This is a genomic window from Embleya sp. NPDC020886 (assembly GCF_044333915.1).
In the GTDB taxonomy this organism is placed as follows: domain Bacteria; phylum Actinomycetota; class Actinomycetes; order Streptomycetales; family Streptomycetaceae; genus Embleya.
Map to the genome: position 1 here is coordinate 149,472 of NZ_JBIRRX010000011.1, position 24,122 is coordinate 173,593.

17 protein-coding genes and 1 riboswitch are annotated in these 24,122 nt (G+C 70.7%); of the genes, 10 read left to right on the forward strand and 7 right to left on the reverse strand.

Going from position 1 to position 24,122, the window contains the following annotated elements; genetic code table 11:
• Nucleotides 1-14: 14 nt before the first annotated feature.
• Entirely contained in the window at nt 15-1,034 is a 1,020-nt protein-coding gene (locus tag ACH4U8_RS32285) for an Lrp/AsnC family transcriptional regulator (protein WP_395781944.1), read from the reverse strand.
• Between the two features lie 86 nt (nt 1,035-1,120).
• On the opposite strand from ACH4U8_RS32285, the gene ACH4U8_RS32290 reads away from it, so the two are divergent.
• Both ACH4U8_RS32290 and ACH4U8_RS32295 read left to right on the forward strand, forming a co-directional pair.
• Nucleotides 1,121-2,560, forward strand: coding sequence for a UbiD family decarboxylase (locus tag ACH4U8_RS32290; RefSeq protein ID WP_395781946.1), 1,440 nt, complete (start codon nt 1,121-1,123; stop codon nt 2,558-2,560).
• A 136-nt stretch (nt 2,561-2,696) separates the two neighbouring features.
• Entirely contained in the window at nt 2,697-3,305 is a 609-nt protein-coding gene (locus tag ACH4U8_RS32295) for a UbiX family flavin prenyltransferase (protein ID WP_360309176.1), read from the forward strand.
• 59 nt (nt 3,306-3,364) lie between these two features.
• Here the strand turns inward: ACH4U8_RS32295 and ACH4U8_RS32300 are convergent, their stop codons facing one another.
• The 3 genes from ACH4U8_RS32300 to ACH4U8_RS32310 form a co-directional block, all read right to left on the reverse strand.
• On the reverse strand, nt 3,365-4,591 hold the full coding sequence (locus ACH4U8_RS32300; RefSeq protein WP_395781948.1) for a hypothetical protein: 1,227 nt from the start codon (nt 4,589-4,591) through the stop codon (nt 3,365-3,367).
• The gene (locus ACH4U8_RS32305) at nt 4,591-5,388 is read right to left on the reverse strand and encodes a polysaccharide deacetylase family protein (protein WP_360309174.1); all 798 of its coding nucleotides are present in this window, start codon (nt 5,386-5,388) and stop codon (nt 4,591-4,593) included. The genes ACH4U8_RS32300 and ACH4U8_RS32305 overlap by 1 nt, the downstream gene beginning before the upstream one ends.
• A gap of 119 nt (nt 5,389-5,507) precedes the next feature.
• Nucleotides 5,508-6,470: a hypothetical protein gene (locus ACH4U8_RS32310; protein WP_360309172.1), complete on the reverse strand. Its 963-nt coding sequence runs from the start codon at nt 6,468-6,470 to the stop codon at nt 5,508-5,510.
• Between the two features lie 208 nt (nt 6,471-6,678).
• Between ACH4U8_RS32310 and ACH4U8_RS32315 the strand changes: the two genes are divergently transcribed.
• Together ACH4U8_RS32315 and ACH4U8_RS32320 are read left to right on the forward strand one after the other, a co-directional pair.
• Nucleotides 6,679-8,142 carry a hypothetical protein gene (locus tag ACH4U8_RS32315; RefSeq protein ID WP_379991279.1) on the forward strand — a complete coding sequence of 488 codons (1,464 nt, stop codon included), beginning with the start codon at nt 6,679-6,681 and terminating at the stop codon, nt 8,140-8,142.
• 321 nt (nt 8,143-8,463) lie between these two features.
• Entirely contained in the window at nt 8,464-9,528 is a 1,065-nt protein-coding gene (locus ACH4U8_RS32320) for a glycerophosphodiester phosphodiesterase family protein (protein ID WP_379992902.1), read from the forward strand.
• A gap of 150 nt (nt 9,529-9,678) precedes the next feature.
• Here the strand turns inward: ACH4U8_RS32320 and ACH4U8_RS32325 are convergent, their stop codons facing one another.
• The gene (locus tag ACH4U8_RS32325) at nt 9,679-10,962 is read right to left on the reverse strand and encodes a transglycosylase family protein (RefSeq protein ID WP_395782120.1); all 1,284 of its coding nucleotides are present in this window, start codon (nt 10,960-10,962) and stop codon (nt 9,679-9,681) included.
• A 31-nt stretch (nt 10,963-10,993) separates the two neighbouring features.
• A riboswitch (cyclic di-AMP (ydaO/yuaA leader) is annotated at nt 10,994-11,225 on the reverse strand.
• A gap of 737 nt (nt 11,226-11,962) precedes the next feature.
• Between ACH4U8_RS32325 and ACH4U8_RS32330 the strand changes: the two genes are divergently transcribed.
• Complete coding sequence (locus ACH4U8_RS32330) at nt 11,963-12,214, forward strand: hypothetical protein (RefSeq protein WP_379992594.1); 252 nt, start codon at nt 11,963-11,965, stop codon at nt 12,212-12,214.
• Nucleotides 12,215-12,314: 100 nt separating this feature from the next.
• Here ACH4U8_RS32330 and ACH4U8_RS32335 read toward each other — a convergent pair whose 3' ends face one another.
• Nucleotides 12,315-13,187 carry an aldo/keto reductase gene (locus ACH4U8_RS32335; protein ID WP_395781950.1) on the reverse strand — a complete coding sequence of 291 codons (873 nt, stop codon included), beginning with the start codon at nt 13,185-13,187 and terminating at the stop codon, nt 12,315-12,317.
• Between the two features lie 254 nt (nt 13,188-13,441).
• On the opposite strand from ACH4U8_RS32335, the gene ACH4U8_RS32340 reads away from it, so the two are divergent.
• The 5 genes from ACH4U8_RS32340 to ACH4U8_RS32360 all read left to right on the forward strand — a co-directional run bounded on the left by ACH4U8_RS32340 (nt 13,442) and on the right by ACH4U8_RS32360 (nt 21,382).
• Nucleotides 13,442-14,716 (forward strand): ATP-binding protein, encoded by a 1,275-nt coding sequence (locus ACH4U8_RS32340; protein ID WP_360309164.1) that lies wholly within the window; start codon nt 13,442-13,444, stop codon nt 14,714-14,716.
• Between the two features lie 159 nt (nt 14,717-14,875).
• Entirely contained in the window at nt 14,876-16,042 is a 1,167-nt protein-coding gene (rhaI, locus tag ACH4U8_RS32345) for an L-rhamnose isomerase (protein WP_379992699.1), read from the forward strand.
• An 87-nt stretch (nt 16,043-16,129) separates the two neighbouring features.
• Nucleotides 16,130-18,172, forward strand: a complete 2,043-nt coding sequence (locus ACH4U8_RS32350) for a bifunctional aldolase/short-chain dehydrogenase (RefSeq protein WP_395781952.1) — start codon at nt 16,130-16,132, stop codon at nt 18,170-18,172.
• Between the two features lie 596 nt (nt 18,173-18,768).
• Nucleotides 18,769-20,229, forward strand: coding sequence for a rhamnulokinase family protein (locus ACH4U8_RS32355; RefSeq protein ID WP_395781954.1), 1,461 nt, complete (start codon nt 18,769-18,771; stop codon nt 20,227-20,229).
• A gap of 127 nt (nt 20,230-20,356) precedes the next feature.
• Entirely contained in the window at nt 20,357-21,382 is a 1,026-nt protein-coding gene (locus ACH4U8_RS32360; RefSeq protein ID WP_395781956.1) for a LacI family DNA-binding transcriptional regulator, read from the forward strand.
• Nucleotides 21,383-21,456: 74 nt separating this feature from the next.
• Here the strand turns inward: ACH4U8_RS32360 and ACH4U8_RS32365 are convergent, their stop codons facing one another.
• Nucleotides 21,457-23,997, reverse strand: coding sequence for a collagenase (locus tag ACH4U8_RS32365; RefSeq protein ID WP_395781958.1), 2,541 nt, complete (start codon nt 23,995-23,997; stop codon nt 21,457-21,459).
• Nucleotides 23,998-24,122: the final 125 nt, after the last annotated feature.

The window sequence follows — 24,122 nt, forward strand, 5'->3', positions numbered from 1 at the left end:
GCACCCGGCCGGCCTCAGCCGCCCGGCACGGAACCGGGCGTCCGGGGGCCGTGCCGGGTGAGGCTGCCGGTGCGTTTGAGGGTGCGGATGATCGGCGCGGTCTCCACCGCGTCGATGCCCGGCAGGGCGCCGATGCGCTCGGCCAGGTAGGTGTACAGCGACTCGTCGTCCGGACACAGGACCGTGGCCAGCACGTTGGTACGGCCGGTGCCGGCCGCCGCGTAGGCCACTTCGGGGTGGCCGGCCAGGGCGGCGCCGGTGCCGGCCAGATGGGCGGGGCGTACCGACATCCACATCGCGGTGGTCGCCGGGTTGCCCAGGAGCCGTTCGTCGAGGTCCAGGACGAAGAACAGCGCGCCGGCCGTGCGCAGGTGGGCGATCCGGCGGCGCGCCGTCGACTCGTGGCAGCGGGCCTCGGCGGCCAGCGCGGCATGCGAGGCCCGGCCGTCGCGGCTCAGCACGCCGAGCAGGACGTGGTCGAGGTCGGTCAACTCCAGCGGCGCCGCCCGGGCGTCGGGTGTCGGGTAGGCGGGGGCGAGCGCCGCCTGCTGTGCCGCGTCGAGCGGTTCCCGGCCCAGCACCACCGCCGGACCGTCCCACGTGCTCGGGCCGCCCTTGAACATCCGCAGCAGGCGGTGCGCGGTCATCGAGACCACCCGACGGCCGGCCGGGATCCGCTCCAGGAGCAGCGCGTCCCGGTCGTCGTCGCCGGCACCGGCCACGACCAGGTGGCAGATGATCTCGGTGCCGCCCGAGGCCAGCCGAACCCAACGGGTGTCCGACCGCTCGGCCAGTGCCCGGGCCAGACCCAGGGCCGCGCTCGGTACGCACTGGAGTCGCAGCACCCATACGCTCTGCCCGACCGGCCGGGGATTGAGCCGGCCCACCACACGCAGCCCGGCGCTCTCGCGCAGCCGGGTGTACCGGCGGGCGACCATCTGATCGGAGACGCCCAGCACCGAGGCGATCCGGCGCAACGGAGCCCGTCCGTCGATCTTCAGTGCATGCAGAAGCTGCAGATCGAGGTATTCCACACATCCGGAGTCTAGCTCCGGCGATATCCGGCATCCGCGCCCACACTCGTTGCCGCCGCCCCGGGCCGATTCGGATGCTCGTGGCCATGAGCGCATTCAAGGATCTTCGGCACTACATCGACCACCTGACCGAGCAGCTCGGTGCCGACGAGGTGCGTCGGGTCGACGGCGCGGACCGGGACACCGACATCGGCGGGATCACCGAGCTGATGGCGGAGCGCGAGGGACCCGCCCTGATGTTCGACAACATTCCCGGATTCCCGGCCGGGTTCCGGGTGTTCACCAACTTCATGGGTACGCCGGCGCGTACCGCGGTGGCCCTCGGTCTGCCGCCGGACACCGCGGGACTGGACATCGTGCGGGCCTGGAAGGACCTGGGCAGGCGACTGGAGCCGATCCCGCCGGTCGTGGTGGACACCGGTTCGGTACTGGAGAACGTGCTGGTCGGTGCGGACGTGGACCTCGGGATCTTCCCCGCGCCGCAATGGCACGACGCGGACGGCGGTCGCTACATCGGCACCGCGTGCATGGTGATCACCCGCGACCCGGACACCGGCTGGGTCAACATCGGCACCTACCGCGCATGTGTCCAGGGCCGGGACCGGCTGTCGTTGTGGATGCTGGGCAACCGGCACGCCCGGGCGATCGCGGAGAAGTACTGGGCGCGGGGCCGAACCTGTCCGATCGCGGTGGTGGTCGGCCAGGACCCGATCCTGTCCACCGCCGCGGCGATCGCGGCACCGGCCGGGATGTCGGAATACGACCTGGCCGGCGGGTTGCGCGGACAGGGGGTCGAGGTGCTGCTCCCGCCCGGGAGCGAACTGCCGGTGCCGGCGCACGCGGAGATCGTAATCGAGGGCGAACTGCCGCCGGTGGAAGAGGAATCGGTCCTGGAGGGTCCGTTCGGGGAGTGGACCGGCTACTACACCCACTCGGGACAGGAGACGGTGGTCCGGGTCACCCGGATCCTGCACCGGGACGATCCGATCATCCTGGGCGCCCCGCCGATGTTGCCGACCGTGCCGGCCGGCGACCAGGCGGTGCCGCTGTACTCGGCGTCGGTGACCTGGGATCACCTGGAAGCCTCGGGTGTGCAGAACATCAAGGGCGTGTGGGCCTATGCGCGGCAGTTGATGATGGTCGTCTCGATCGAGCAGACCGGCGCCGGCGACGCGATGCACGCCCTGTTCGCGGCCCTCGGGCGCAAGCGCACCGGTGGCATGGAGCGCTACTTCGTGGTGGTCGACGAGGACATCGACATCACCGACATCAACCACGTGTTGTGGGCGATGTTCACCCGGGTCGACCCGTCCGAGTCGATCCAGGTGCTGCGCGCGCCGACCACCGCCATCGACCCGCGGTTGTCCCCGGACAAGCGGGCGGCGGGCGACCTGTCGATGGGGGTGGTGCTGATCGACGCGTGCAAGCCGTTCGCGTGGAAGGACCACTACCCGGCGGCCAACCGCTTCGACGACGCGTCCCGCGAGGCGCTGCGCCGGCGCTGGGCGGGCGTACTGCCGCTGTAGCGCGGGCCTGTGGTGCCGTGCCTGTGGTGTCGTGCCGTGCTCCGGGAGGGGCTTGCCGGCCCCTCCCGTCCGCTGCGCCCCTCCCGTCCCCCTGTCCGCTTCCCTCACCGCCGATCCGTCGGATCAGGAGATCGTCGTGCCGAACGCATCCCCCACCCGTTTCGTCGTCGGGGTCACCGGCGCCACCGGCGCGCCGATCGCCGTCCGCCTCCTGGAGGTGCTGCGCCGACTGCCGCACGTGCAGACCCATCTCGTGCTGAGCACCTGGGCCCGCTCCACGATCGAGGTGGAAACCCCCTACTCGGCCCGTGAGTTCGCCGAACTCGCGGATGTGACCCACAAGTTCGGCGAGTTGGGGGCGACCATCTCGTCCGGCTCGTATCCGGTGACCGGCATGGTGGTGGTCCCGTGCAGCATGAAGACGCTCGCGGCGATCCGGCACGGCTTCGCGGACAATCTGATCACCCGCGCGGCCGACGTCACACTCAAGGAGCGGCGTCCGCTGGTCCTGGTGCCGCGCGAGACGCCGCTGAGCGAGATCCACCTGGAGAACATGCTCGCGCTGGCCCGGATGGGCGCCCGGATCGTGCCGCCGATGCCCGCCTTCTACGATCGCCCGGGCAGCATCGAGGATCTGGTCGACCACGTCGTGATGCGTGTTCTCGATCAGCTCGGCCTGCCTTCGGCCGACGCGGACCTCGCCGAGCGCTGGCCGGGCCTGACCGAGGTGCGGGGCCGGGAATGAGCGGGCGGCGAGGGGCATGCGCCTCCCGCCGCCCACCCTTGGCGAGGGGTCTTCGGGGGTCAGCGGAAGACGCCGGTGTGGCCGAGCGAGTACCGGCCCGGCTGCGGATACACGCACAACCCGTGCGGGCCCACGCCGACCGGGATCCGGGCGAGCAGGTGCCCGTCGGTGGTGTCGATCGCGTATACCTCCGCGTCGTAGCGTCCGCTGAGCCACAACACCTTGCCGTCGGCGGAGACACCGCCCATGTCCGGGCTGCCGCCGCCGGGCAGGTGCCACTTGGCGGTCAGCGCGCCGGTGGCGAAGTCGAGTACCGAGATCGAGCCCTCGCCGCGGTTGGAGATGTACAGGCTCTTGGAGTCGCGGCTCGGGTACAGGCCGTGCGCGCCCTTGCCGGTGCGCAGCTTGGTCGGCTTGCCGAACGTGTCGCCGTCGAGCACCCAGACGCCGTCGGACATCATGTCGGCGATGTACCAGGTCTTGCCGTCCGGGGAGATCTTGACGTCCTGCGGCATCGAGCCGGACAGCGGGATCTTCTGCTTGGCCAGCACCTTCATCTCGGCGGTGTCCACCTTGAGCAGCTCACCGGAGAACTCGCAGGAGACGATGAAGTACTTGCCGTCGGGCGAGAAGTCCGCGTGGTTGACCCCCGCGCACTCGCTGGGCACCGCCTTGACCACGGCCATCGTGTGCGCGTCGCGGAAGACCAACTGGCGGTCCATCGAGGCCATCACGACCGCGTACTTGCCGTCCGGCGTGAAGTAGAGGTTGTACGGGTCGTCCACCGGGACCGGCGTGCCGACCTTGCCGGTGGCCGGGTCCAGCGGGGTCAGCGTGTCGCCCAGGTCGTTGTTGACCCACAGGGTCTTCAGGTCCCAGGACGGCACCACGTGTTGTGGTTGGTGGCCGACCTTGATCGTCTCGATCACCTTGTAGGTGCTCGGGTCGATCACGCTGACCGTGTTCGACTCGGTGTTGGGCACGTACACCCGGGACGGGAAGTCCTTGACCACGTCCGAGAACATGCCGGGGCGGTCGGCGGCGTACAGATCGTGCGGGTCCAGTGGGGGCGGCATGCCCGGCAGCAGGTTCGCGGTTTCCGGCGCCGGCAGTGCGGCCGGGACGGGCGCGGGTTGCACGGGGGCGATCGAGGACGTGCCGGGGGAAGGCTTCGCCGTGCCGTCCGAGGAGGACGCGCACGCGGCGGACGCCACCAGGCAGCAGGCCACCAGGAACAGGGCGACCGGGCCGGGCCGGCGACGGGTGGGGGAGGGATGAGTGGTCATCAGGTGACGAGCTCCGACATCGTGACCGCCCGCAGTCCGCGGGTCCGTAGGCCGTCGAGGATTGCGGGCAGCGCGGCTACGGTGCCCGGGTGTCCGAAGTGCAGGCTGACCACCGAGCCCGGCCGAACCCCGGTCAGCACGGTACGGCTGACGGCGGCGGCGCCGGGATCGGTGAAATCCAGGGAGTCCAGGTCGTAGCCCAGGCAGTGCGCGTATCCGGCGCGGCGGACCTGGGCGACGACGGTGGGCGTGCAGTCCTTGGCCTGTGAGGGCCGAAACCAGCGTCCGATCGAGCCGGTGAGGCGCTTGAGCCGGTCGGCGCAGTCGGTGATCTCGGCGTAGGTGCGATCGGCGGACATCGAGGAGATGTCGCCGTGATGCATGGTGTGGTTGCCCAGTTCGTGACCGCCGTCCAGGACCCGGCGCGCCATCTGCGGCTGTTCGTCGAGCCAGCTGCCCACCGCGAGGACCGTGCCGCGCGCGCCGGCCGCCTCCATCAGGCCCAGCATCGAGCCGGCGATCTCCGCACTGCCCTGACCGTGGAAGGTCAGCGCCACCTGGGGGCGATCACGGGGTCCGGAGGTGACCTGGAACGGCAGATCGGCGGGCAGCGGGGGCGGTTCGGGAACGGCGCCGACGGCCGGTGCCGAATCGGCGCCGACCGGCTTCGCCGTGGGTGCGGGCATGGACGCGTGCGGGGAATCCTCGCCACACGCGCTCGCGACCGCACCGACCGCACCCAGCGCGGCGGCCCGGGCGAGCTGCCGCAGCGCGCTGCGGCGATCCAGAGGCGTCACGCTGGCGACCTTACGCGCTGTGATCGTCCGGATGCGAAATGTGCACGTCGGATGGGGTACGTGTCGCGGTGTGGGGATGTGTCCCGGGCTCGGCGTGTCCCAGGGGTCGGCGCCTCGACTCAACCGGCCGTCGGCGGCACCGCCTCCGTGTACGCCCGCAGGATGGTCAGCGCCTCGACGGTCAGGCCCGGACGCGCCTCCGCCCGGACGGTCGGCGACCACTCGGCCCAGCGCAGCGGCCAACCGCCGTCGTCCTCCTGGGCGTCCGCCAGTGCACGCAGGCCCGCCCGCAGTTCGGCGTCGGAGAACCAGCCCCGGGCCAGGCTGTCCGGGCGCCGCGCGAAGTCGTGTGGCAGGTGATACTCGCCCTCGGCGTAGCCCGGGGCGAGCCGGGCCCGTTCCGGATGCGCCGGGTCGAGCAGCACGAGCCGCTGCTCCCGGACCAGTTCGCCCAGTCGTTCGGCCCGACGGCGGGCCCAGGGCCGATCGGGGAGAGCGTCGAGGAAGGTGACTGCCGCCTCCACCTCGTACGGGTGGGTGGTGTGCAACTCCTCGACGGCGGTACGGCAATACTCCGTCGCCCGGGTCAACCACGGATGCTCGACGCCGGCGTGCAGGAGCGGGCCGACGATCCAGCCGGTCGGGATCAGGCCCGCGACCGGCGGATCCGGGACCACCAGCCACGGCGGGTGCGGGTAGTCGCGCAGGCTCGCCAGCGCCGGTGGCACCCCGCCCGCCTCGGTCGTCACGCCCGCCAGCCAGTCGCACAGCCGAGCCGACTCGGGGCCGCGCAGCGCTTCGGTCTCCGCCAGGATCGGCATCGCGGTACGCAACGTCGCCGGTTGGGGCAGCGGCCCTCGCACGTCCGGCTCCAGGCCGTAGGCGTAGCCGCCGTCCGAGGTCCGGTACGCGTGCAGCGCGTCGAGCACACCGGCACGTTCGTCCGCGGTGGGCCCGGGCGCCCGAGCCGTCTCGACCGGTGTGCCGAACAGGTATGCGAAGCGCCGCTGTTCCAGGACCCGCCCCGACGTCCACAGGAACCGCTCGGCCCGCTCGACCATGTCCTTCGTGATCCACGTCATGCCCGGACGCTAACGGGCGGATTGTCGCGGATCTTGAACGAATCGGACATCGGGCGTGCCGGATCGGCGATTTCGTGGCCGTTGCGTGTCGGGACCTGGGCCCGCCGATGACGGTTGGTGGAATTTGCCCGCGCGGGGGTTGGCCCGCGCCCCGCCGGCCGGCCACGGTGGGCGGGTCAGGTTCGACGACGCTCTTCGGGGGATGCTCGTGTTCGCTCGTTCCGGTAGCCATGCTCTGCGCCGATCCGTAGTCGCCGGCTCCGCCGCACTCGCCGTCTCGGCCCTGTTGGCCGGCCCGATCCCGGCCGCGCACGCCGCCGAGTCGGAGCGATCGGCGGGCTCGCACGGCACGTTCGGGGTGCACCGGGACGGCCGCCCGGTGGTGGTCCCGTTCCGGACCGGGCGCGACGGCGAGGCTCTGGTGACGCTCACGGTCGCCGCGCCGGGCATCGACTGGGGCACCCCGGGCCGGGAGTCGGCGGTGTTGCAACTGAGCGTCGACGGCCGACCCGCGGGCGACGTGGTGGTCTTCGGGTCCACGCCCACCGAGCGCAGCTTCGCGCTCGGCGCGTTGCGCAAGGGACGGCACCGGCTGACCCTGGGCTACGCGGCCGACCGGTCCTCGGCGGCCGGCTCGGTGGTGCGGGTCTCGCGGCTGCGTACCGAGACCATCGGCACCGGGGAGCGCGAGCACGCCGTGGCCGCGAACGCGCCGGTCCTGTACGGGCGGAGCATCCCCGGCGTGCCCGGCGGCGCGACCGGCCCGTTCCAGAACGCGATCTCCGACACCCCGGTGCTGGCCTGGTACCAGGAGGCCCCGGCGGCGACCGCCGGCAACCGGGTGCTGACCTACACGATCGTGTGGAGCAACGAGGACGGCGGCACCTCGACGCCGGCGCTGATGGCCCGCTGGGGCCGCACCACCGACATAGAGTGGGCCTACCGCGTCGAGGTGGACGCACGAGGCAGGGCGGTGCCGGGCACGGCCTACTTCCAATCGCCCGACCACGGCACGAAGTTGTTCGCCGGGCGCTACGAGGACGGCCATCCGCTGCTCCAGACCTGCACGTTGAACAACAACCTGTGCGACGTCGTGGACAATCCGATGCGATTCGCGCCGGCGGCGGTCGAGCGGCTGGTCGACCCGAAGAAGACCGCGCGCGAGGAGATGGTGGACCGTCACCCGTGGGTGTACCCGGTGATGACCGCCGAGGTACGCCGCGAGGGCCGGGTCGTGGCCGATCCGCCGGCCGACACCACCACGCTGATCGCCGACCCGCAGGACTACCTGTACGCGGTGATCCGCAAGACCACCTCGGCGCCGCCGCCCGGTGCGGCGGGCTGGAACGGTGTCGCGCTCGGTGTGCGGATCAAGGGCGATCCGACGCTGTACCGCTCGGACCGCGCGCGGGTGGACTGGTCGTTGCAGCGCGACGACCCGGCGGCGACCACGGTCCGACTCCCGCACGGGACGCGGGCGTCGGACATCGTCGAGGTGGTCGCGATTCGTACCGTGGCCGGGGTCGACCCCGGTTCCACGATCACGGTGAACGGGGTCAACCGGGCGTTTCTGCTGGGCGCGGACGACCGACCGGGGCGGGCAGTGCCGGTCCGTCCGAAGTCGGTCACGCTGAGCGCGGCGGCGCCGGAGGCGGTGCTGTACCGCCGGTGAACCGGTTGGCATCGGGCACCGGCCGGGCTTGATGAGGTGTTCTCAAGCCGCGGTCGGGAGTCGGGCGCCGGGCGGGCCGAAGTCGGCTCGCCCGGCGCCCGGCCGTCGGTGTTCCGCCGGTTGTCCGGGCCTTTGCCGCGGTTGCCCAACGGCCTTACCGGCAAGGCGTCTTCCGGTACCGGATGGGGTTTTGCCCCGCCGCTTCTTCGTCTCTTCTTCGCCTGCCCGCCACGAGCCGACCCCCCGCGCATCACGTCGCGCGGGTCAGGGTGTGGGCGTCGACGCTCGACCGTCGTCGACCGGAGCGAGAAGGAGACGTCCATGTCCGGATGGAAGACCGTCACGGCTGCGGTGTTGGCCGGGGCCGCCATCGTCGCCGCCCCGGGAACGGCCGCGGCGGCGGACCGCCACGGCGGCAACCAGCGCGGGTCCTTCGACCTCCAGGCACACCGCGGCGGTCTCGGGCTGACCGTGGAGAGCACGCTCGCCTCCTTCGCCAAGGGCCTGGACGTAGGCGTGTCCACCCTCGAACTCGACGTGCAGATCACCGAGGACGGCCGCGCCGTGGTCACCCACGACCGCAAGGTCGACGGGCGCAAGTGCGCCGACACCGCACCGGTGCGGGCCGGCGACCCGGAGTTCCCCTACGTCGGCAAGTACGTCAACACGCTCAGCCTGGCCCAGGTCCGCACGTTGGACTGCGGGTCGCGGCAGTTCCCCGGTTTCCCCACGCAGACCACCTCGCCCGGCGCCCGAATGCCGCTGCTCACCGAGGTGTTCGACCTGGTCCGGCGTCGGCACGCGCACGGCGTGAAGCTCAACGTGGAGACCAAGGTCGAGGCCGGCGCGCCCCAGGAGACCGCGCCGCGCGAGCAGTTCGTGCAGACGGTGGCGCGCGAGGTGCGCCGGGCCGGGCTGTTGCGCCAGGTCACCATCCAAAGCTTCGACTGGGGTGCGCTCAAGCGCATGCGCCAGGTCGAACCGCGCCTGCCGCTGGTCGCGTTGACCAACTACGACTTCCTTCAGGTCGGCAAGCCCGGCGCCTCGCCCTGGCTGGGCGGCCTGGACATCGACGACTTCGGCGGCGACCCGCTGCGCGCGATCGCCTCGTTCGGGGCCGGCACCTTCTCGCCCGTGCACGGTTTCCCGCAGAACGGCAAGGTGACCGATCCCGACTACCGTCCGTACGTGACCCGGGAGATGGTCGCCCGGGCGCACGCGCGGGGCATCAAGGTCGTGCCGTGGACCATCGACGACCCGGCGACCATGGCCAAGTTGATGGACGACGGCGTGGACGGCCTGATCACCGACTACCCGGACCGGTTGCGGGAGTTGCTGGCCGCGCGCGGACTGCCGCTGCCCAAGCGGTATCCGGCTCGCGGCTGATCGATCCGGCCGCACCGGGGGCCGGGCGCGGAAAGGGTCCGGGCGCGGAAAAGGGCCGGGCCCGTCGACACGTGGTCGACGGGCCCGGCCCTGGCTGCGGCTACTACACGGCGGCTGTTGCCGTGCGGTTACTGCCTGTTGACGCTCGGATCAGAGGTTGACGCCGTGCGCGCGCAGGTAGGTGACCGGGTTGATGCCGCTGCCGTAGTTCGGGGTGGTGCGGATCTCGAAGTGCAGGTGCGGGCCGGTCACGTTGCCGGTCGCGCCGGAGAGGCCGATCTGCTGACCGGTGCTCACCGTGGCACCCACGCGAACGCTGATGCTGGACAGGTGCGCGTACTGCGAGTACTTGCCGTCCGCGTGCTTGATGACGACCTCGTTGCCGTAGGCGCCACCGTTGCCGGCGCTGACCACGGTGCCCGAGGTGATCGCCTTCACCGAGGTGCCGGTGCCGACCACGAAGTCCTGGCCGGTGTGGCTGCCGCTGGACCACAGCTTGCCGCCGGTGCCGAACGCGGTGCCCAGCGAGCCGCTCACGGGAGCGACGTAGCCGGAGGCGTTGACCGAGGAGCTGCCGGCCTTGACCGAGGCACCCTTGGTCGCGACCGGGGCCTTCTCCTTGACCGTGGTCTTCGGAGCGACCTTCACCGACGCGGAGGGCTTGGCCTGCGACGTGGTCGTGGTCGTGGTCTCGGTCTTGGGCGCGGCCTTCGGCGCGACCTCGGCCTTGGCGGTGGCGGTGGCGGTGGTGGCGGTGGCGGCCTTGGCCTTGCCGGACAGCTTGAGCTTCTGACCGATCTGGATGACGTCCGGGTTGCCACCGATTACGGCGCGGTTGTCGGCGTACAGCTTGTGCCAACCACCGGTGACGGCCTTGTCCGCGGCGATCTTGGACAGGGTGTCACCCTTGACCACGGAGTACGAGGAGGTGGTCGACGCGGCGGCCGGGACGACCTCGATCTTCGGGGCCGGGGCGGTGGTCGGCGCGGACTCGGCCGGCTTCTCGGCGGCCTTGGGGGCCACCGTGACCGAGGTCTTGGCCGAGCCGGCGGCCTTGGTGCTCGGCGAGACGGCGGGCTTGGCGCCGCCCTTGGTCAGACCCGCCGGGCCGGAGGTGTTCGGCCACGCGCCGGGGCCCTGCACGGCGAGGACCTTCTCCGCGATGGCGATCTGCTGGTCCTTGGTGGCCAGGTCGGCACGCGGGGCGTACTGCTGACCGCCGAACTCGTTCCAGGTGCTCTGGGTGAACTGCAGGCCACCGTAGAAACCGTTGCCGGTGTTGATGTGCCAGTTGCCCGAGCTCTCGCCCATGGCGACCTTGTCCCAGGTGGAGACCGAGGCGGCGTTGGCGGTCGCGAGACCGGTGATCAGCGGGGCGGCGACGATCGCGCCGGCCATTCCGAGGGTGAGCGCGAGACGCGTCTTCTTGGGCATACGGGCAGGGGTGTTGAACGACTGCACGAAGATTTTCCTTCTCCCACGCCTACGAAGTGAGCTGTCGGATTCGGGCTGGAGAGTCTCGCCCGGCCGTGTTCGGCCCTCGTGAGAGGGACGGGCACGGCTTCACCCCAAGCCGTCCTAATGGGCGTCTGTGTCACAGACGCCCGGGACGGCATTCCACTTGGTTCCCCCGCTCCTGCCTTTCGGGTTTCGTACCGTGGCCTCGCTCCGGCGGCAGGATTCGGCGAACCGGGAGACCATTTCGCCGAGCACCGGACCGGTGTGGCGAAGCACCAAGCTACGCACACCCCGACCGGGAACCAAACATCACGATTCGCCGAAACCGAAAAATCAGGACGTAAGCGTGGAATATCGGGACCTAAAGTCCCGGACGCGGTACGCATTGTGCCCGAGTTGCTCACGCTGAGCCGATAGGGGAATCACCATGGGTGAAATTCCGGAAAACTCGGTTCACGCTGCGTACGAGTTCCTGACCATCGGTATGCGCGATGTGACGTGCGTCATGCGCTCGATAGCGGAGTGTCCGAATTACCCCTATATATACGTCCCAATTTGCCTGCCGGCCCGGTCTCCGCCGGGGTTGTGACCGCCGGGAAGTGGTGCGCGTCTCGGGGCTTCACTTGGATTCGATCCGCCTCATGGGGGCGACGCTCTCCGGCAGAGCCTGCTGTTTCGCTGCCCGGCCGGCGTCGTCGATACCGAGTACGTGGCGCGGGTGGGTCGAGATGGCCCGTTGCATCAGGGCGGCGCGTTCGGGGTTGTCGGCGGTGGCCTCCCGGGACCTCGTAGCGGGTGCCCGGTCGAGCGCGACCGGGAGCCGTATCGGCTCGGCGGTCCCGGCGACGGGACGCTCGCGGCACCGGGCGCGGCCGGTCCCGTTCGGGCCCGGCCCCGGTCACCCCCCGTATTCAGGCCCGCCAACCTCGTCGATCGGGTGGCTTGGGACGGAGGGGGTGGGGGCATGGGGGCGGGCATGGAACGATTCGAGATTGCCATCTTCCCGTTCAACGACCAGGACATGGCCGCCGACGCCCGGGGCCCGGCGGTGCGCTCGGCGGTGGTCGAGGCCACCGGCGAGGTCGGCGCATCGGGCCATCCGCGCTACGCGGGTGAGGGTGTGGTGGCCGACATCGACCCGAGGTCGCGCACGGTGGAGGCGATCACCATCGACGGCGCCGAGATCGAGGACGGGTGGAGCGTGCGGATCGTCCCGGCACCGGGCTGAGCCGATACCGACGAGGGCGGCCGTCGACACCGCGGACCCGCGGGTCGAACAGCCGCCCTCGACATCGTTTCCGGCCGACCCGGCGGGTCGGCGATCGGGCTCAGACCGCGGCGGACAGCGCCTCGAACTGCTCGTCGGACAGTCGGATTCGGGCCGCCTCGGTGTTCTCCTCCAGGTGCGCGACGCTGGAGGTGCCCGGGATCGGCAGCAAGACCGGGGAGCGGTGCAGCAGCCAGGCCAGCGCCAACTGTGAGGGCGCGGCGCCCTGTTCCTTGGCGACCTGCTCCAACGGACCGCCCGGCCGCGCGAGTTGGCCGGTGGCGATCGGGAACCACGGGATGAACGCGATGTTCTCGGCCGTCGCGTAGTCGAGCACGCTCTCCGACTTGCGGTCGGCCAGGTTGTACAGGTTCTGCACGGAGACGATCTCGACGATCTCCCGGGCCTCGCGCAACTGCTCCACGGTGACCTCGGACAGGCCGATGTGCCGGATCTTGCCCTCCTGCTGCAACGCGCCGAGTTCACCGAGCTGGTCCGCGAGCGGGACCTGCGGGTCGATCCGGTGCAGCTGGTAGAGGTCGATCCGCTCCAGGCCGAGGTGACGCAGGCTCAGTTCGGTCTGCTGGCGCAGGTATTCGGGCCGGCCCAGGGCGCGCCATTCGCCCGGTCCGGTGCGGGCGAAGCCGCCCTTGGTGGCGATCACCACGTCCTCGGCGTACGGGTGCAGCGCCTCACGGATGAGTTGTTCGTTGACGAACGGGCCGTACGAGTCGGCCGTATCGATCAGATTCACCCCCAGTTCGACGGCGCGGCGCAATACCCGGATCGCCTCTTGGCGGTCCTTTGGTTCGCCCCAGACACCGGTTCCGGTGAGTTGCATGGCGCCGTACCCGAGCCGGTGCACCGGCAGGTCGCCGCCGAGCGGGAAGACACCGGAGGCGTGGGCGGGGCCGGACGCGGACGAGACGGTCATCGGTTCTCCGTAGGGGTCGGGCGGCCCGGGCGGGCCGGACGGCGCGGACGAGGTCGAGGCCATTGTGCCCCGGGCCTCGGGCGTGGTCACCGGGATACGTCCCGCACGCGTGGTGCAGGTCCCCGGTGACGTGTCCATCCGCAGGATGACCAAGTTCGGGCGCGTACTTGTACACAACGACGCATTCGCGGCAGGGCGCTGCTCCCTAGTGTGTGCCACTCGTCGAGGCACTCGATCCACGGATGGAGCTGTTCATGGTCTGGCTCATACAGGACTATCGCGAGGAGGACCTCGCGGCGGTGGTGCACCTGATCGACACCACGACCGAACTCGGCCAGGAGTCGGTCTTCTCGCTGTCGGAGTGCATCAACGCGCTGACTTCGCGACAGCCGGCGGTGGTTGCCCGGCGGGACGGCGCGGTGGTCGGTGCGGCGCTGGCCACGGTCTCCGAGGGGCGGGCCTGGGTGATGCGGATCGCCATCTCGCCACCCGCGCGCGGCCTGGGGCTGACCAGTACGCTGCTGCTCGCGCTGGAACGCCGGTTGGTCGAGGACCGGGTGCGCCGGATCGCCTACGTGCTGCCCGAGGAGGACTCGCGCGAGTTGGGGCTGCGCAACGCGGGCTACGAACGGCGGCCGGCGGTGGCCTACTTCGAGAAGGTCGAGCCGGTCGACGACCATGCGGCGGAAACCCTGGACCGGCTCGGCGGGCGGATGTTGCCGGGCGACCTGTGGTCGAAGGTGGCCGGCATGGAGGTGGAGAAGAACCTGATCGAGCGGCGGGTGGTGTTGCCACTGGCGGATCCCGAGCGGGCTTTCCGACACGGCGTCGAACCGCCCAGCGCGATCGCGTTGTTCGGCCCGCCCGGGACCGGCAAGACCACCTTCGCCCGGGCGATCGCCTCCCGTCTGGGTTGGCCGTTCGTGGAACTGCTGCCCTCGCGGCTGGCCGACGGCGGCAACCTGGCCGCCGCGCTGCGCGAGGCGTTCGGGCGGCTGGCCCGGCTGGAGCGGATCGTGGTGTTCATCGACGAGGTCGAGGAGATCGCGCCGGTCCGGCACGCCCGGCCCAGTGCCGGCCACGCGGTGACCAACGAACTGCTCAAGCTGATCCCGGCGTTCCGCGAACACGGCGATCGGCTGCTGGTGTGCGCGACCAACTCGGTGCGCTCGCTGGACCCGGCATTCCTGCGGCCGGGGCGGTTCGACTACATCATCCCGGTGGGCACACCGGACGCGGACGCGCGGCGGGCGATGTGGACCCGGTACGCGTCGGCGCGCCCGGACGTGGACCTGGACGCGCTGGTGGCGGCGAGCGAGCTGCTCACCCCCGCCGACATCGGGCACGCGGCCCGGATCGCCGCCCAGGCGTCGTTCGAGCGCGACCTGTTCGACGAGTCCGCGAGCGGCGAGGGACCCGGCGCCCACACCCGCGACTACCTGGACGCGCTCGCCCAGTCCCGCCCCACGGTGACCGCGAGCATGGTCGAGCTGTTCGAGGAGGACATCACCACCCACGCCCGGGTGTGAGCCGATCGGGCGCCGCGCCGGCCGGGCCGCCTGGACCCGGGCGGCCCGGCCGGCGCGCCGACGGCTGCCCTTGACGTGTCCGGCTACGGGGTCGTACGTTCGTTTGCGTTCGATTGAAACGTTTCATTTTCTTCTCGGTGGTGTCAGGAGAGTGCTTCCATGACGGACGACGCGATGGTGCGGGCCGCCTTGCGTGCTCAGCGGATCGAGACCCCCTCGTGGGCCTACGGCAACTCCGGCACCCGGTTCAAGGTCTTCGCCCAGCAGGGTGTGCCGCGCGATCCGTTCGAGAAGATCGCGGACGCCGCACAGGTGCACGCCTTCACCGGCGTGGCGCCGATCGTCTCGCTGCACATCCCGTGGGACCGGGTCGAGGACTACACGAAGCTGGCCGAACACGCCCGGGAGCACGGGGTGCGGATCGGCGCGATCAACGCCAACGTCTTCCAGGACGACGACTACATGCTCGGCAGCGTGACCAACCCCGACGCCCGGGTGCGCCGCAAGGCGATCGATCACCTGCTCGCGTGTGTGGACGTGCTGGACGCGACCGGCTCGCGGGACGTGAAGTTGTGGTTCTCGGACGGGACGAACTACCCGGGCCAGGGCGACATCGCCACCCGACAGGGGCACCTGGCCGAGGCGCTGGCCGAGGTGTACGCCCGGCTCGGTGCGGATCAGCGCATCCTGCTGGAGTACAAGCTCTTCGAGCCCGCGTTCTATCTGACCGACGTGCCGGACTGGGGTACCGCCTACGCGCACTGCCTCAAGCTCGGCCCCAAGGCCGTGGTGTGCGTGGACACCGGACACCACGCGCCGGGCACCAACATCGAGTTCATCGTGGCGTTCCTGCTGCGCGAGGGCCGACTCGGCGCGTTCGACTTCAACTCGCGCTTCTACGCGGACGACGACCTGATGGTGGGCGCGGCGGACCCGTTCCAACTGTTCCGGATCATGCACGAGGTGGTGCGTGGCGGTGGGCTCGACCCGGCCGAGGGGGTGAACTTCATGCTCGACCAGTGCCACAACATCGAGCCGAAGATCCCCGGCCAGATCCGTTCGGTGACCAACGTCCAGGAGGCCACCGCCAAGGCGCTTCTGGTGGACGCCGACGCGCTGACCGATGCGCAGCAGGCCGGCGACGTACTCGGCGCGAATGCCGTGCTGATGGATGCCTACAACACCGATGTCCGGCCGCTGCTGCGGGAGTTGCGCGAGGAACAGGGGCTGGCGCCGGATCCGGTGGCGGCCTATCACGCGTCCGGCTACGCGGAGCGGATCCGGGCCGAGCGGGTCGGGGGCACGCAGGCCGGCTGGGGCGCCTGAGCCTTCCGGGTGCGGGTGCGGGGCGTGGGCGTGCCGGTGTTGCCGCCGTGTTGTATCGATGGTTCCGATTCACAAGGAGATTCGCCGATGTCCGGCACCTCGTCCGAGGTCGATCGTCTGCTGGAGCGTTCCCGTGCGCTGGGGGCGGATCCGCGTAACACCAACTATGCCGGGGGCAACACCTCCGCCAAGAGCGAGGGGACCGATCCGGTCACCGGCTCGACGGTGGAACTGATGTGGGTCAAGGGCTCCGGCGGCGACCTGGCCACGTTGACCGAGGACGGGCTCGCGGTGTTGCGGGTGGATCGGCTGCGTGCGCTGGCGGACAGGTATCCGGGGGACGAACGCGAGGACGAGATGGTCGCCGCGTTCGACTTCTGCGCGCACGGCAAGGGCGGCGCGGCGCCGTCGATCGACACCGCGATGCACGGTCTGCTCGACGCCGCGCACGTGGACCACCTGCATCCCGACTCGGGCATCGCCCTCGCCACGGCGGCGGACGGGGAGAAGCTCACCGCCGAGTGCTTCGGCGACACCGTGGCGTGGGTGCCCTGGCGTCGACCCGGCTTCCGGCTCGGCCTGGACATCGCGGCCATCCGGGCGGCCAACCCGAACACGATCGGCTGCGTACTGGGTGGGCACGGGATCACCGCGTGGGGCGACAGCAGCGCCGAGTGCGAACGCAACTCGCTGCACATCATCCGGACTGCGGAGAAGTTCGTCGCGGCGCGGTTCGACCCGGCTCGGCATCCGTTCGGCGAACTGCTGGCCGAGCCGCTGCCCGAGGAGCAACGCCGGGCCCGGGCAGCCGAGTTGGCTCCGGTGGTGCGGGGTCTTGCCTCCACCGATCAGGTGCGGGTCGGGCATTTCACGGACAGCGCGGAGGTGTTGGAGTTCCTTTCGCGGGCCGAGCACCCCAGGCTGGCGGCACTGGGTACCTCGTGCCCGGACCACTTCCTGCGTACCAAGGTCCGGCCGCTCGTGGTGGACCTGGCGGCCGACGCGCCGATCGAGGACGTGATCGCCCGACTGCGCGAACTGCACACGAACTACCGGTCGGAGTACGCCGCGTACTACGCGCGGCAGGCCGAGCCGGACTCCCCGGCCATGCGGGGTGCCGACCCGGCGGTGGTGTTGGTGCCGGGTGTGGGCATGTTCTCGTTCGGCAAGGACAAGCAGACCGCGCGGGTGGCGGGCGAGTTCTATGTCAACGCGATCAATGTGATGCGGGGCGCCGAGACGATCTCGACGTACGCGCCGATCGACGAGCGGGAGAAGTTCCGGATCGAGTACTGGGCGCTGGAGGAGGCCAAGTTGGCTCGGCAACCGGCGCCGCGTGCGTTGGCCGGGCGGGTGGCGTTGGTCACCGGCGCGGGGTCGGGCATCGGGAAGGCGATCGCCGGGCGGCTCGTCGCCGAGGGCGCGTGTGTGGTGGTCGCGGACCTGAACGCGGCGAGCGCGGCCGAGGTCGCCGAAGCGCTCGGTGGGCCGGATCGGGCGGTCGCGGTCACGGTCGACGTGACCTCCGAGGAGGGCATCCTGGCCGCGTTCGATGCGGCGGCGTTGGCCTTCGGCGGGGTGGACCTGGTGGTCAACAACGCGGGTCTGTCCATCTCCAAGCCGCTGTTGGAGACCACGGCGCGCGACTGGGACCTCCAGCACGACGTGATGGCGCGGGGGTCGTTCCTGGTCTCGCGGGAGGCGGCTCGGGCGATGATCGCGCAGGGGCGGGGCGGTGACATCGTCTACATCGCCTCCAAGAACGGGGTCTTCGCCGGGCCGAACAACGTCGCGTACGGGGCGACCAAGGCCGATCAGGCGCACCAGGTACGGCTGTTGGCGGCCGAGTTGGGGGCGCATGGGATCCGGGTCAACGGGGTCAATCCGGATGGGGTGGTGCGGGGGTCGGGGATCTTTGCGGGGGGATGGGGGGCGGAGCGGGCTGCGGTGTACGGGGTCGAGGAGGAGCAGCTCGGGGCGTTCTATGCGGGGCGGACGTTGTTGGGGCGGGAGGTGCTTCCGGAGCATGTGGCCAATGCGGTGTTCGCGCTTACGGGGGGTGAGTTGTCGCATACGACGGGGTTGCATGTTCCGGTCGATGCGGGGGTCGCGGCGGCGTTCCTGCGGTAGGCCCGCTGGGGGGCCTCGTGTGGGGTTTGGGTCGGGTTCGCCTCAAGCGCCGGCGGGGCTGGGTGGCCTCATGCGTCGGCCGGGCTGGTTGCCCTCGTGCGCCGGGCGGGCTGGTTCGCCTCAAGCGCCGGCGGGGCTGGGTGGCCTCATGCGCCGGCCGGGCTGGTTGCCCTCAAGCGCCGGGCGGGCTGGTTCGCCTCAAACGCCGGCGCGGCTGAGTGGCCTCAAGCGCCGGCCGGGCTGACTTGCCTCGTGCGTCGGGTGGGTTGGTTGCCCTCGTGCGTTGGGCGGGTTGGGTTCGCCTCAAACGCCGGCGGGGCTGAGCGGCCTCAAGCGCCGGCCGGGCTGATTTGCCTCACGAGCTGGCCGGGCTGATTTGCCTCGTGCGTCGGGCGGGCTGGTTTGCCTCGAATGTTGGCGGGGCTGGGTGGGTGGGTTGGCTGGGTTGGGTGCGCTCGTGTGTCGGGTGGGTTGGGGGCTTCAAGTGGTGGCCGGGTTGCTTGGCTCGTGGGGCGGTGGGGGTGGGTTTGCCTTGGGTGTCGGGTGGGCTGGGGCGGTTGGGGTTTGGTTGGGGTTTTTGGTGAGGAGGGGTTGGGGTGCGGGGATTTGTGGCTGTTGATTTGGGGGCGTCCAGTGGGCGGGTGTTGGCTGGGCGGGTGGGGGGTGGGGTGTTGACGGTGAGTGAGGCTCATCGGTTTGTGAATCGGCCGGTGCGGGTCGGTGGGACTTTGCATTGGGACGTGCTCGGGTTGTATGCGGGCGTGTTGGACGGGTTGCGGGCTGCGGGGCGGGTGGGGGGCTCGCCGGTGAGTGTGGGGATTGATTCCTGGGCGGTTGATTTCGGGTTGTTGGATGCGGATGGGGTGCTGCTCGGGAATCCGGTGCATTATCGGGACGCGCGCACCGATGGGGTGTCGGAGCAGGTGTACGGCCGGGTGGATGCGGCGGATCTGTATGCGAACACCGGGATCCAGCATGCGAGTTTCAATACGGTGCATCAGCTCGTCGCGGCGTCCGGCACACCGCAATTCGCGGCCGCTCGGCAGGCGTTGCTGATTCCGGATCTGATTTCGTACTGGCTGACCGGAGTGGCGGGCACCGAGGTCACCAATGCCTCCACCACCCAGTTGCTGGATCCCCGTTCGGGACGCTGGTCGAGTGCGGTGATGGACGCGCTCGGGCTCGATCCGGGGTTGTTCCCGCCGCTGCGGCTGCCCGGCGAGGCGGCGGGCGCGCTCACCGCGGAGGTGCTCGCCGAGACGGGGCTGCGCGGGCCCGTACGGGTCACCGCCGTCGGATCGCACGACACCGCGTCGGCGGTGGTCGGGGTGCCGGCGGACGGCAGCCGGTTCGCGTACATCTCCAGTGGCACGTGGTCGCTGGTCGGGGTCGAACTCGACGCCCCGGTGCTCACCGAGGAGAGCCGTCGGGCCAACTTCACCAATGAGCTGGGCGTCGACGGCACCGTGCGCTACCTGCGCAACGTGATGGGGTTGTGGCTGCTCCAGGAGTGCATGCGGTACTGGGACCGGCTGGGCCGACCGCAGTCGCTGGAGCGGCTGCTCGACGAAGCGGCACAGGTACCGGCGCTGCGGTCACTGGTGGACGCCGCCGATCCCGCCTTCCTGGCGCCCGGCGACATGCCGGACCGGATCGCGGCGGCCTGTCGGCGGGCGGGCGAACCGGTGCCCGAGACGCCCGGCGAGATGGTGCGCTGCATCGTGGACAGCCTGGCGCTCGCCTACCGGGGCGCGGTGCTGGACGCGCAGCGGCTGGCGGAACACGCGGTCGACGTCGTGCACATCGTCGGCGGCGGGGCGCTGAACACGCTGCTGTGCCAGGTGACCTCGGACGCGTGCGGACTGCCGGTGGTGGCCGGGCCGACCGAGGCGGCGGCGCTGGGCAATCTGCTGATCCAGGCCCGGGCGGCCGGGAGCGTGACCGGCTCGCTGGCGGACCTGCGCCGGTTGTTGCGCGAGACCCAGCCGCTGCGCCGGTACGAGCCGTGCGGCGACGCGGGCGACTGGGCGCGAGCGGCGGATCGCCTGCCGGTGTGACCGGGGCGCCCGCACCGGCGGCGAACAGGCGCGGACGCCGAGCAGGGGCCGGCGGTGTGGCAACCGTTAGGCTGCCGTGATGGTTGCCGCCGGACCGTACCGGCCTGGAGAAGCGGATCGATCCCCGATGACGACGTCGAGCATCAAAGAGGTGGCCCGTCGGGCCGGCGTGTCGGTGGGCACCGTGTCCAACGTGCTCAACCACCCGGAGCGGGTCGCCGAGTCGACCCGGACCCGGGTGCTCGAAGCGGTGGAGTTGCTCGGCTTCGTACGCAACGACTCGGCCCGATCGCTGCGTTCGGGCATCGCGAACACCGTCGGTCTGATCGTTTTGGACGTGGCCAACCCGTTCTTCACGGATGTGGCGCGCGGCGTGGAGGACGTGTGCAACGAGAGCGGCTCGGTGGTCATCCTGTGCAACTCGGACGACTCCGGAGCCAAGCAGGATCGGTATCTGCGGGTGCTTCAGGAGCAGCGGGTGCGCGGCGTGTTGGTCACCCCCGCCCGGGACGCCGAGTTGCCGGTGGCGGAGTTGCGGGCGCGCGGGCTGGCCGTGGTGCTGCTCGATCGCACCGGCGAACGGGCCGACCTGTGCTCGGTCGCGGTGGACGACGTGGCGGGCGGGCGGATGGCCGGCGAGCATCTGGTCGCCGAGGGGCATCGCGAATTCGTGTTCGTCAGCGGCCCGCTGACCATCCGTCAGTGTGCCGATCGGCGACGCGGCATGCGGGCCGCGCTGCGCGACGCGGGACTGCGGCTGGGCACGTGCACCCGGGATGTGGTGGTGCCGGCGATGAACGCCCGCTCGGGCACCGAGGCCGCCGTCCGGCTGCTTGCCGACGGTCGGCTGCCGTCGGCGGTGTTCTGCGCGAATGACCTGCTGGCGATGGGGTTGATGCGTGAGTTGTCGCGTGCGGGGGTGCGGGTTCCGCAGGACGTCGCGGTGGTGGGCTACGACGACATCGAGTTCGCGGCGGCGTCGGCGGTGCCGCTGACCTCGGTGCGTCAGCCCACGTATCGGCTCGGGCGTACGGCCGCCGAACTGCTCTTCGAGGAGAGCGAGCAGCCGGAGTCGCACACCCATCGGCAGGTGGTGTTCCGGCCCGAGTTGGTCGTGCGCGAATCGACGACGGGCGGCGACGAGACCCGGTAGGGTCCCGCCGCCGCCCGCTGTGGCTCACGCGACTCGTGGTGCGCGTTCCGTGCGATCGGTGGTGCGTGTTCGGATCAGTAGGCGGTGATGACCGACGTCCCGGCGAAGGTTTCCGTCGCCTGGAGGCCGATGTAGTGGTAACCCTCGGACGGTGCCGTGATGGTCAGCGACTCGGCGTTTCCGGCCGCGGTGGACTTGGCGGTGTAGGCGGTGTTCGTGGCCCACACGGCACTGTTGTAGTAGAGGTCGGCGTTGCCGGTACCGCCGGCGGTGGTGATGGTCAGCTTGGCGGTACCCGCGGGGATGTAGATGTAGAAGTAGAGCTTGTCGTTGCCGTCCTTGGTCGCCGACAGGTTGCTGCGCCGGCAGTTCTTGCCCAGCGCGCGGGTGTCGGGGTCGGTGCACTCGGTGCCGCCACCGCCGCCGATGGTGACGGTGTGCGTGACGTTCGCGGTGGCGCCCGCGTTGTCGGTGACGGTCAGCCGCACGGTGTGGCTGCCGGCCGCGAAGGTCTTGGTCGGGTTCGCCTCGGTCGAGGTGGTGCCGTCGCCGAAGTCCCAGGCCCGGGAGGCGATGGTGCCGTCCGGGTCGGTGGAGGTGTCGGTGAAGGCGACCGAGGTGCCGTTGACGGCGCTGGTGAACTCGGCCACCGGCGGACGGTTGCCGGGAGTGGTGCCGCCGCCGCACCCACCTGCCGCGCAGGCCGCGAGCCAGGTGTACCAGTCGCTGTCGTAGCGGCTGCCGATGGTGCTCGTCAGGAACGTGCGGGCGCCGGTCCAGTCGCCGGTCCGGTAGTAGCCCAACAGTCGGGTGATGTCCGCGGGGTGCTTCTCCAGCATGTACCGCACTCCGAGGTAGCCCCAGCGGTAGATGCGGGTCGTGTCGTTGGAGTAGGTGGTGTCGAACACCGTGCTCAGGGCGTAGGTGCGCTTGCCCGCCTCGGTGATCGCCGCGTCGTAGGGCAGCTTGCGGTAGGAGTAGGAGACGTACTCCGCGAAGCCCTCGATCCACCAGATGGTGGGGGTGGTGACGCCGGCGTCGAAGTCGCCGGCCATGTCGAAGCGGCCGTCGAGATAGTGCGTGTACTCGTGGTTGAGGTTCCAGATCTCGAACGCGGGACGCGTCCACTCGGCCTCGTAGGCGATGAAGCGCGGCTGGTTGCCGGCCGCGCTCGGGTCGCCCTCCAGGTACATGCCGCCGTTGTTGGTGTCGATGCCGAAGATCGCACCGGCGTAGGTCTGGTAGTCGGTGCTGGAGTCGAAGACCACGACTTCGATCTTGGTGTTGTGGTCGTTGGCGACCGGGCCGTTGTCCGCGGCCACACTGTGGAAGTAGGCGTCCTGGTTGCGCAGGCTGGTGCACGCTTGGGTGAGGTTGGCCGAAGTCATCTCCTGCGCGCGGATCCTGATGCTGTCGCTGCAGGTGTAGTCGACGGTCAGTACGGCCGCGGTCAGCCGAGTGGCGAGATCGCAAGTGTCGTAATAGGCACACTGCGCCTTGTCGTAGTAGTCCGCGCCCGAGGCCAGTGCGACCCACAACGAGGCGGTCGGGCCGGTGATCGAGGTGGCCTGGAGGTGGGTGCGCACCATCGGGCGCACCCTGGTCTGCAGGGTCGGGTACTGGACGAAGCGCACCAGTTCGCGACCCGCGTTGGTGGTCAGGAAGGCCCGGTCGGTGCCGAGCAGGTCACGGTGTGCGGTCGCGAACGCGTCGACCGCGTCGACGACGCTCGGGTCGGCCTTGACGGTGCTGACGAACTCCGGGACCTGGTGGCCGCGGAACAGCACGGTGAAGACGTTGTTGACCGCGGTCTTCATCCACCAGGACGCGTCGTACGAGCTGTTGTAGCCCGCCAACAGGCGCTTGACCACGGACAGGTAGCGGGCGTTCTCCTCGGCGCTGTCGATCAGGGTGACCGCCTCGGCCAGCGTCTCGCCGTTGGCGTCGGTGACGTCGGAGGAGTGCGCGTTGGCAAAGAAGGTGTCCAGACCGGACCGGATGGCGGTCTGCAACGCGGGCCCGTAGGTGCCCACGGTGGACTGGTTGTACCAGTGCACGTAGTAGCCGGCTCGCAGGAAGAGCACGATCTGCGGGGCACCGGTGCTGCCGTTGCCCGGGTAGGCACCGGCCAGGTCGCGCAGGGCGTAGGCGACCGAAGTCATCTGCGCCTCACGGAAGATCGAGGAGGCGTCCGTCCCGGTCACCGTGAACAGCGTGTTGACGCAGTCGGTGGTCGACGCCTTGATCTGCTGGACGAGCGCGCTGCCGGTGCGACTGGCGAAGTCGGCGACCGTACAGGTCGCCGCCGCGGCGGTGCGTTGCCCGGCGGCCATCGACGGGCGGTTCGGGAGCACGGCCGCCGCCGGGTCGTCGTAGTCGCGCTTGGCGGTGGCCGACGCGGACGCGGACAGCGGTGGTTGCACGGGTACCGGTAGCGGTTTGCCCTGGGTGTGCGGGGTCTGGTCGGCCGGTGCGCTGGGGGCGGTGCCGGCCGACGGTCCGTCGGTGGAGGAGGAGTTGGGGGACGAGCCGGCGGTTGCCCGGGACGTGGACGTCGCCGCGGCCGGATCGGAGGGGGCGGCCGATCCGGGCTGGGTGAACAATCCGAAGCCCATGGCGAGGGAGATGCCTACCACCGCGATGCGGCGAAGTCCCTGTCGTGCCGATGTGGTTCGCAAAGACCGTCTCCTTGCGGGACGGAGGTCACGCCGATGCGTGCCTCCGGTTGAGGGGTGGTGCC

Bases quoted from the DNA above. Each gene is read 5' to 3' on its own strand.
- ACH4U8_RS32310 (WP_360309172.1), bottom strand. From the start codon at position 6,470: ATGACGTGGATCACGAAGGACATGGTCGAGCGGGCCGAGCGGTTCCTG.
- ACH4U8_RS32360 (WP_395781956.1), top strand. From the start codon at position 20,357: ATGACGACGTCGAGCATCAAAGAGGTGGCCCGTCGGGCCGGCGTGTCG.
- ACH4U8_RS32290 (WP_395781946.1), top strand. From the start codon at position 1,121: ATGAGCGCATTCAAGGATCTTCGGCACTACATCGACCACCTGACCGAG.
- ACH4U8_RS32325 (WP_395782120.1), bottom strand. From the start codon at position 10,962: ATGCCCAAGAAGACGCGTCTCGCGCTCACCCTCGGAATGGCCGGCGCG.
- ACH4U8_RS32320 (WP_379992902.1), top strand. From the start codon at position 8,464: ATGTCCGGATGGAAGACCGTCACGGCTGCGGTGTTGGCCGGGGCCGCC.
- ACH4U8_RS32365 (WP_395781958.1), bottom strand. From the start codon at position 23,997: ATGGGCTTCGGATTGTTCACCCAGCCCGGATCGGCCGCCCCCTCCGAT.
- ACH4U8_RS32330 (WP_379992594.1), top strand. From the start codon at position 11,963: ATGGAACGATTCGAGATTGCCATCTTCCCGTTCAACGACCAGGACATG.
- ACH4U8_RS32335 (WP_395781950.1), bottom strand. From the start codon at position 13,187: ATGACCGTCTCGTCCGCGTCCGGCCCCGCCCACGCCTCCGGTGTCTTC.
- ACH4U8_RS32300 (WP_395781948.1), bottom strand. From the start codon at position 4,591: ATGACCACTCATCCCTCCCCCACCCGTCGCCGGCCCGGCCCGGTCGCC.
- rhaI (WP_379992699.1), top strand. From the start codon at position 14,876: ATGACGGACGACGCGATGGTGCGGGCCGCCTTGCGTGCTCAGCGGATC.
- ACH4U8_RS32340 (WP_360309164.1), top strand. From the start codon at position 13,442: ATGGTCTGGCTCATACAGGACTATCGCGAGGAGGACCTCGCGGCGGTG.
- ACH4U8_RS32350 (WP_395781952.1), top strand. From the start codon at position 16,130: ATGTCCGGCACCTCGTCCGAGGTCGATCGTCTGCTGGAGCGTTCCCGT.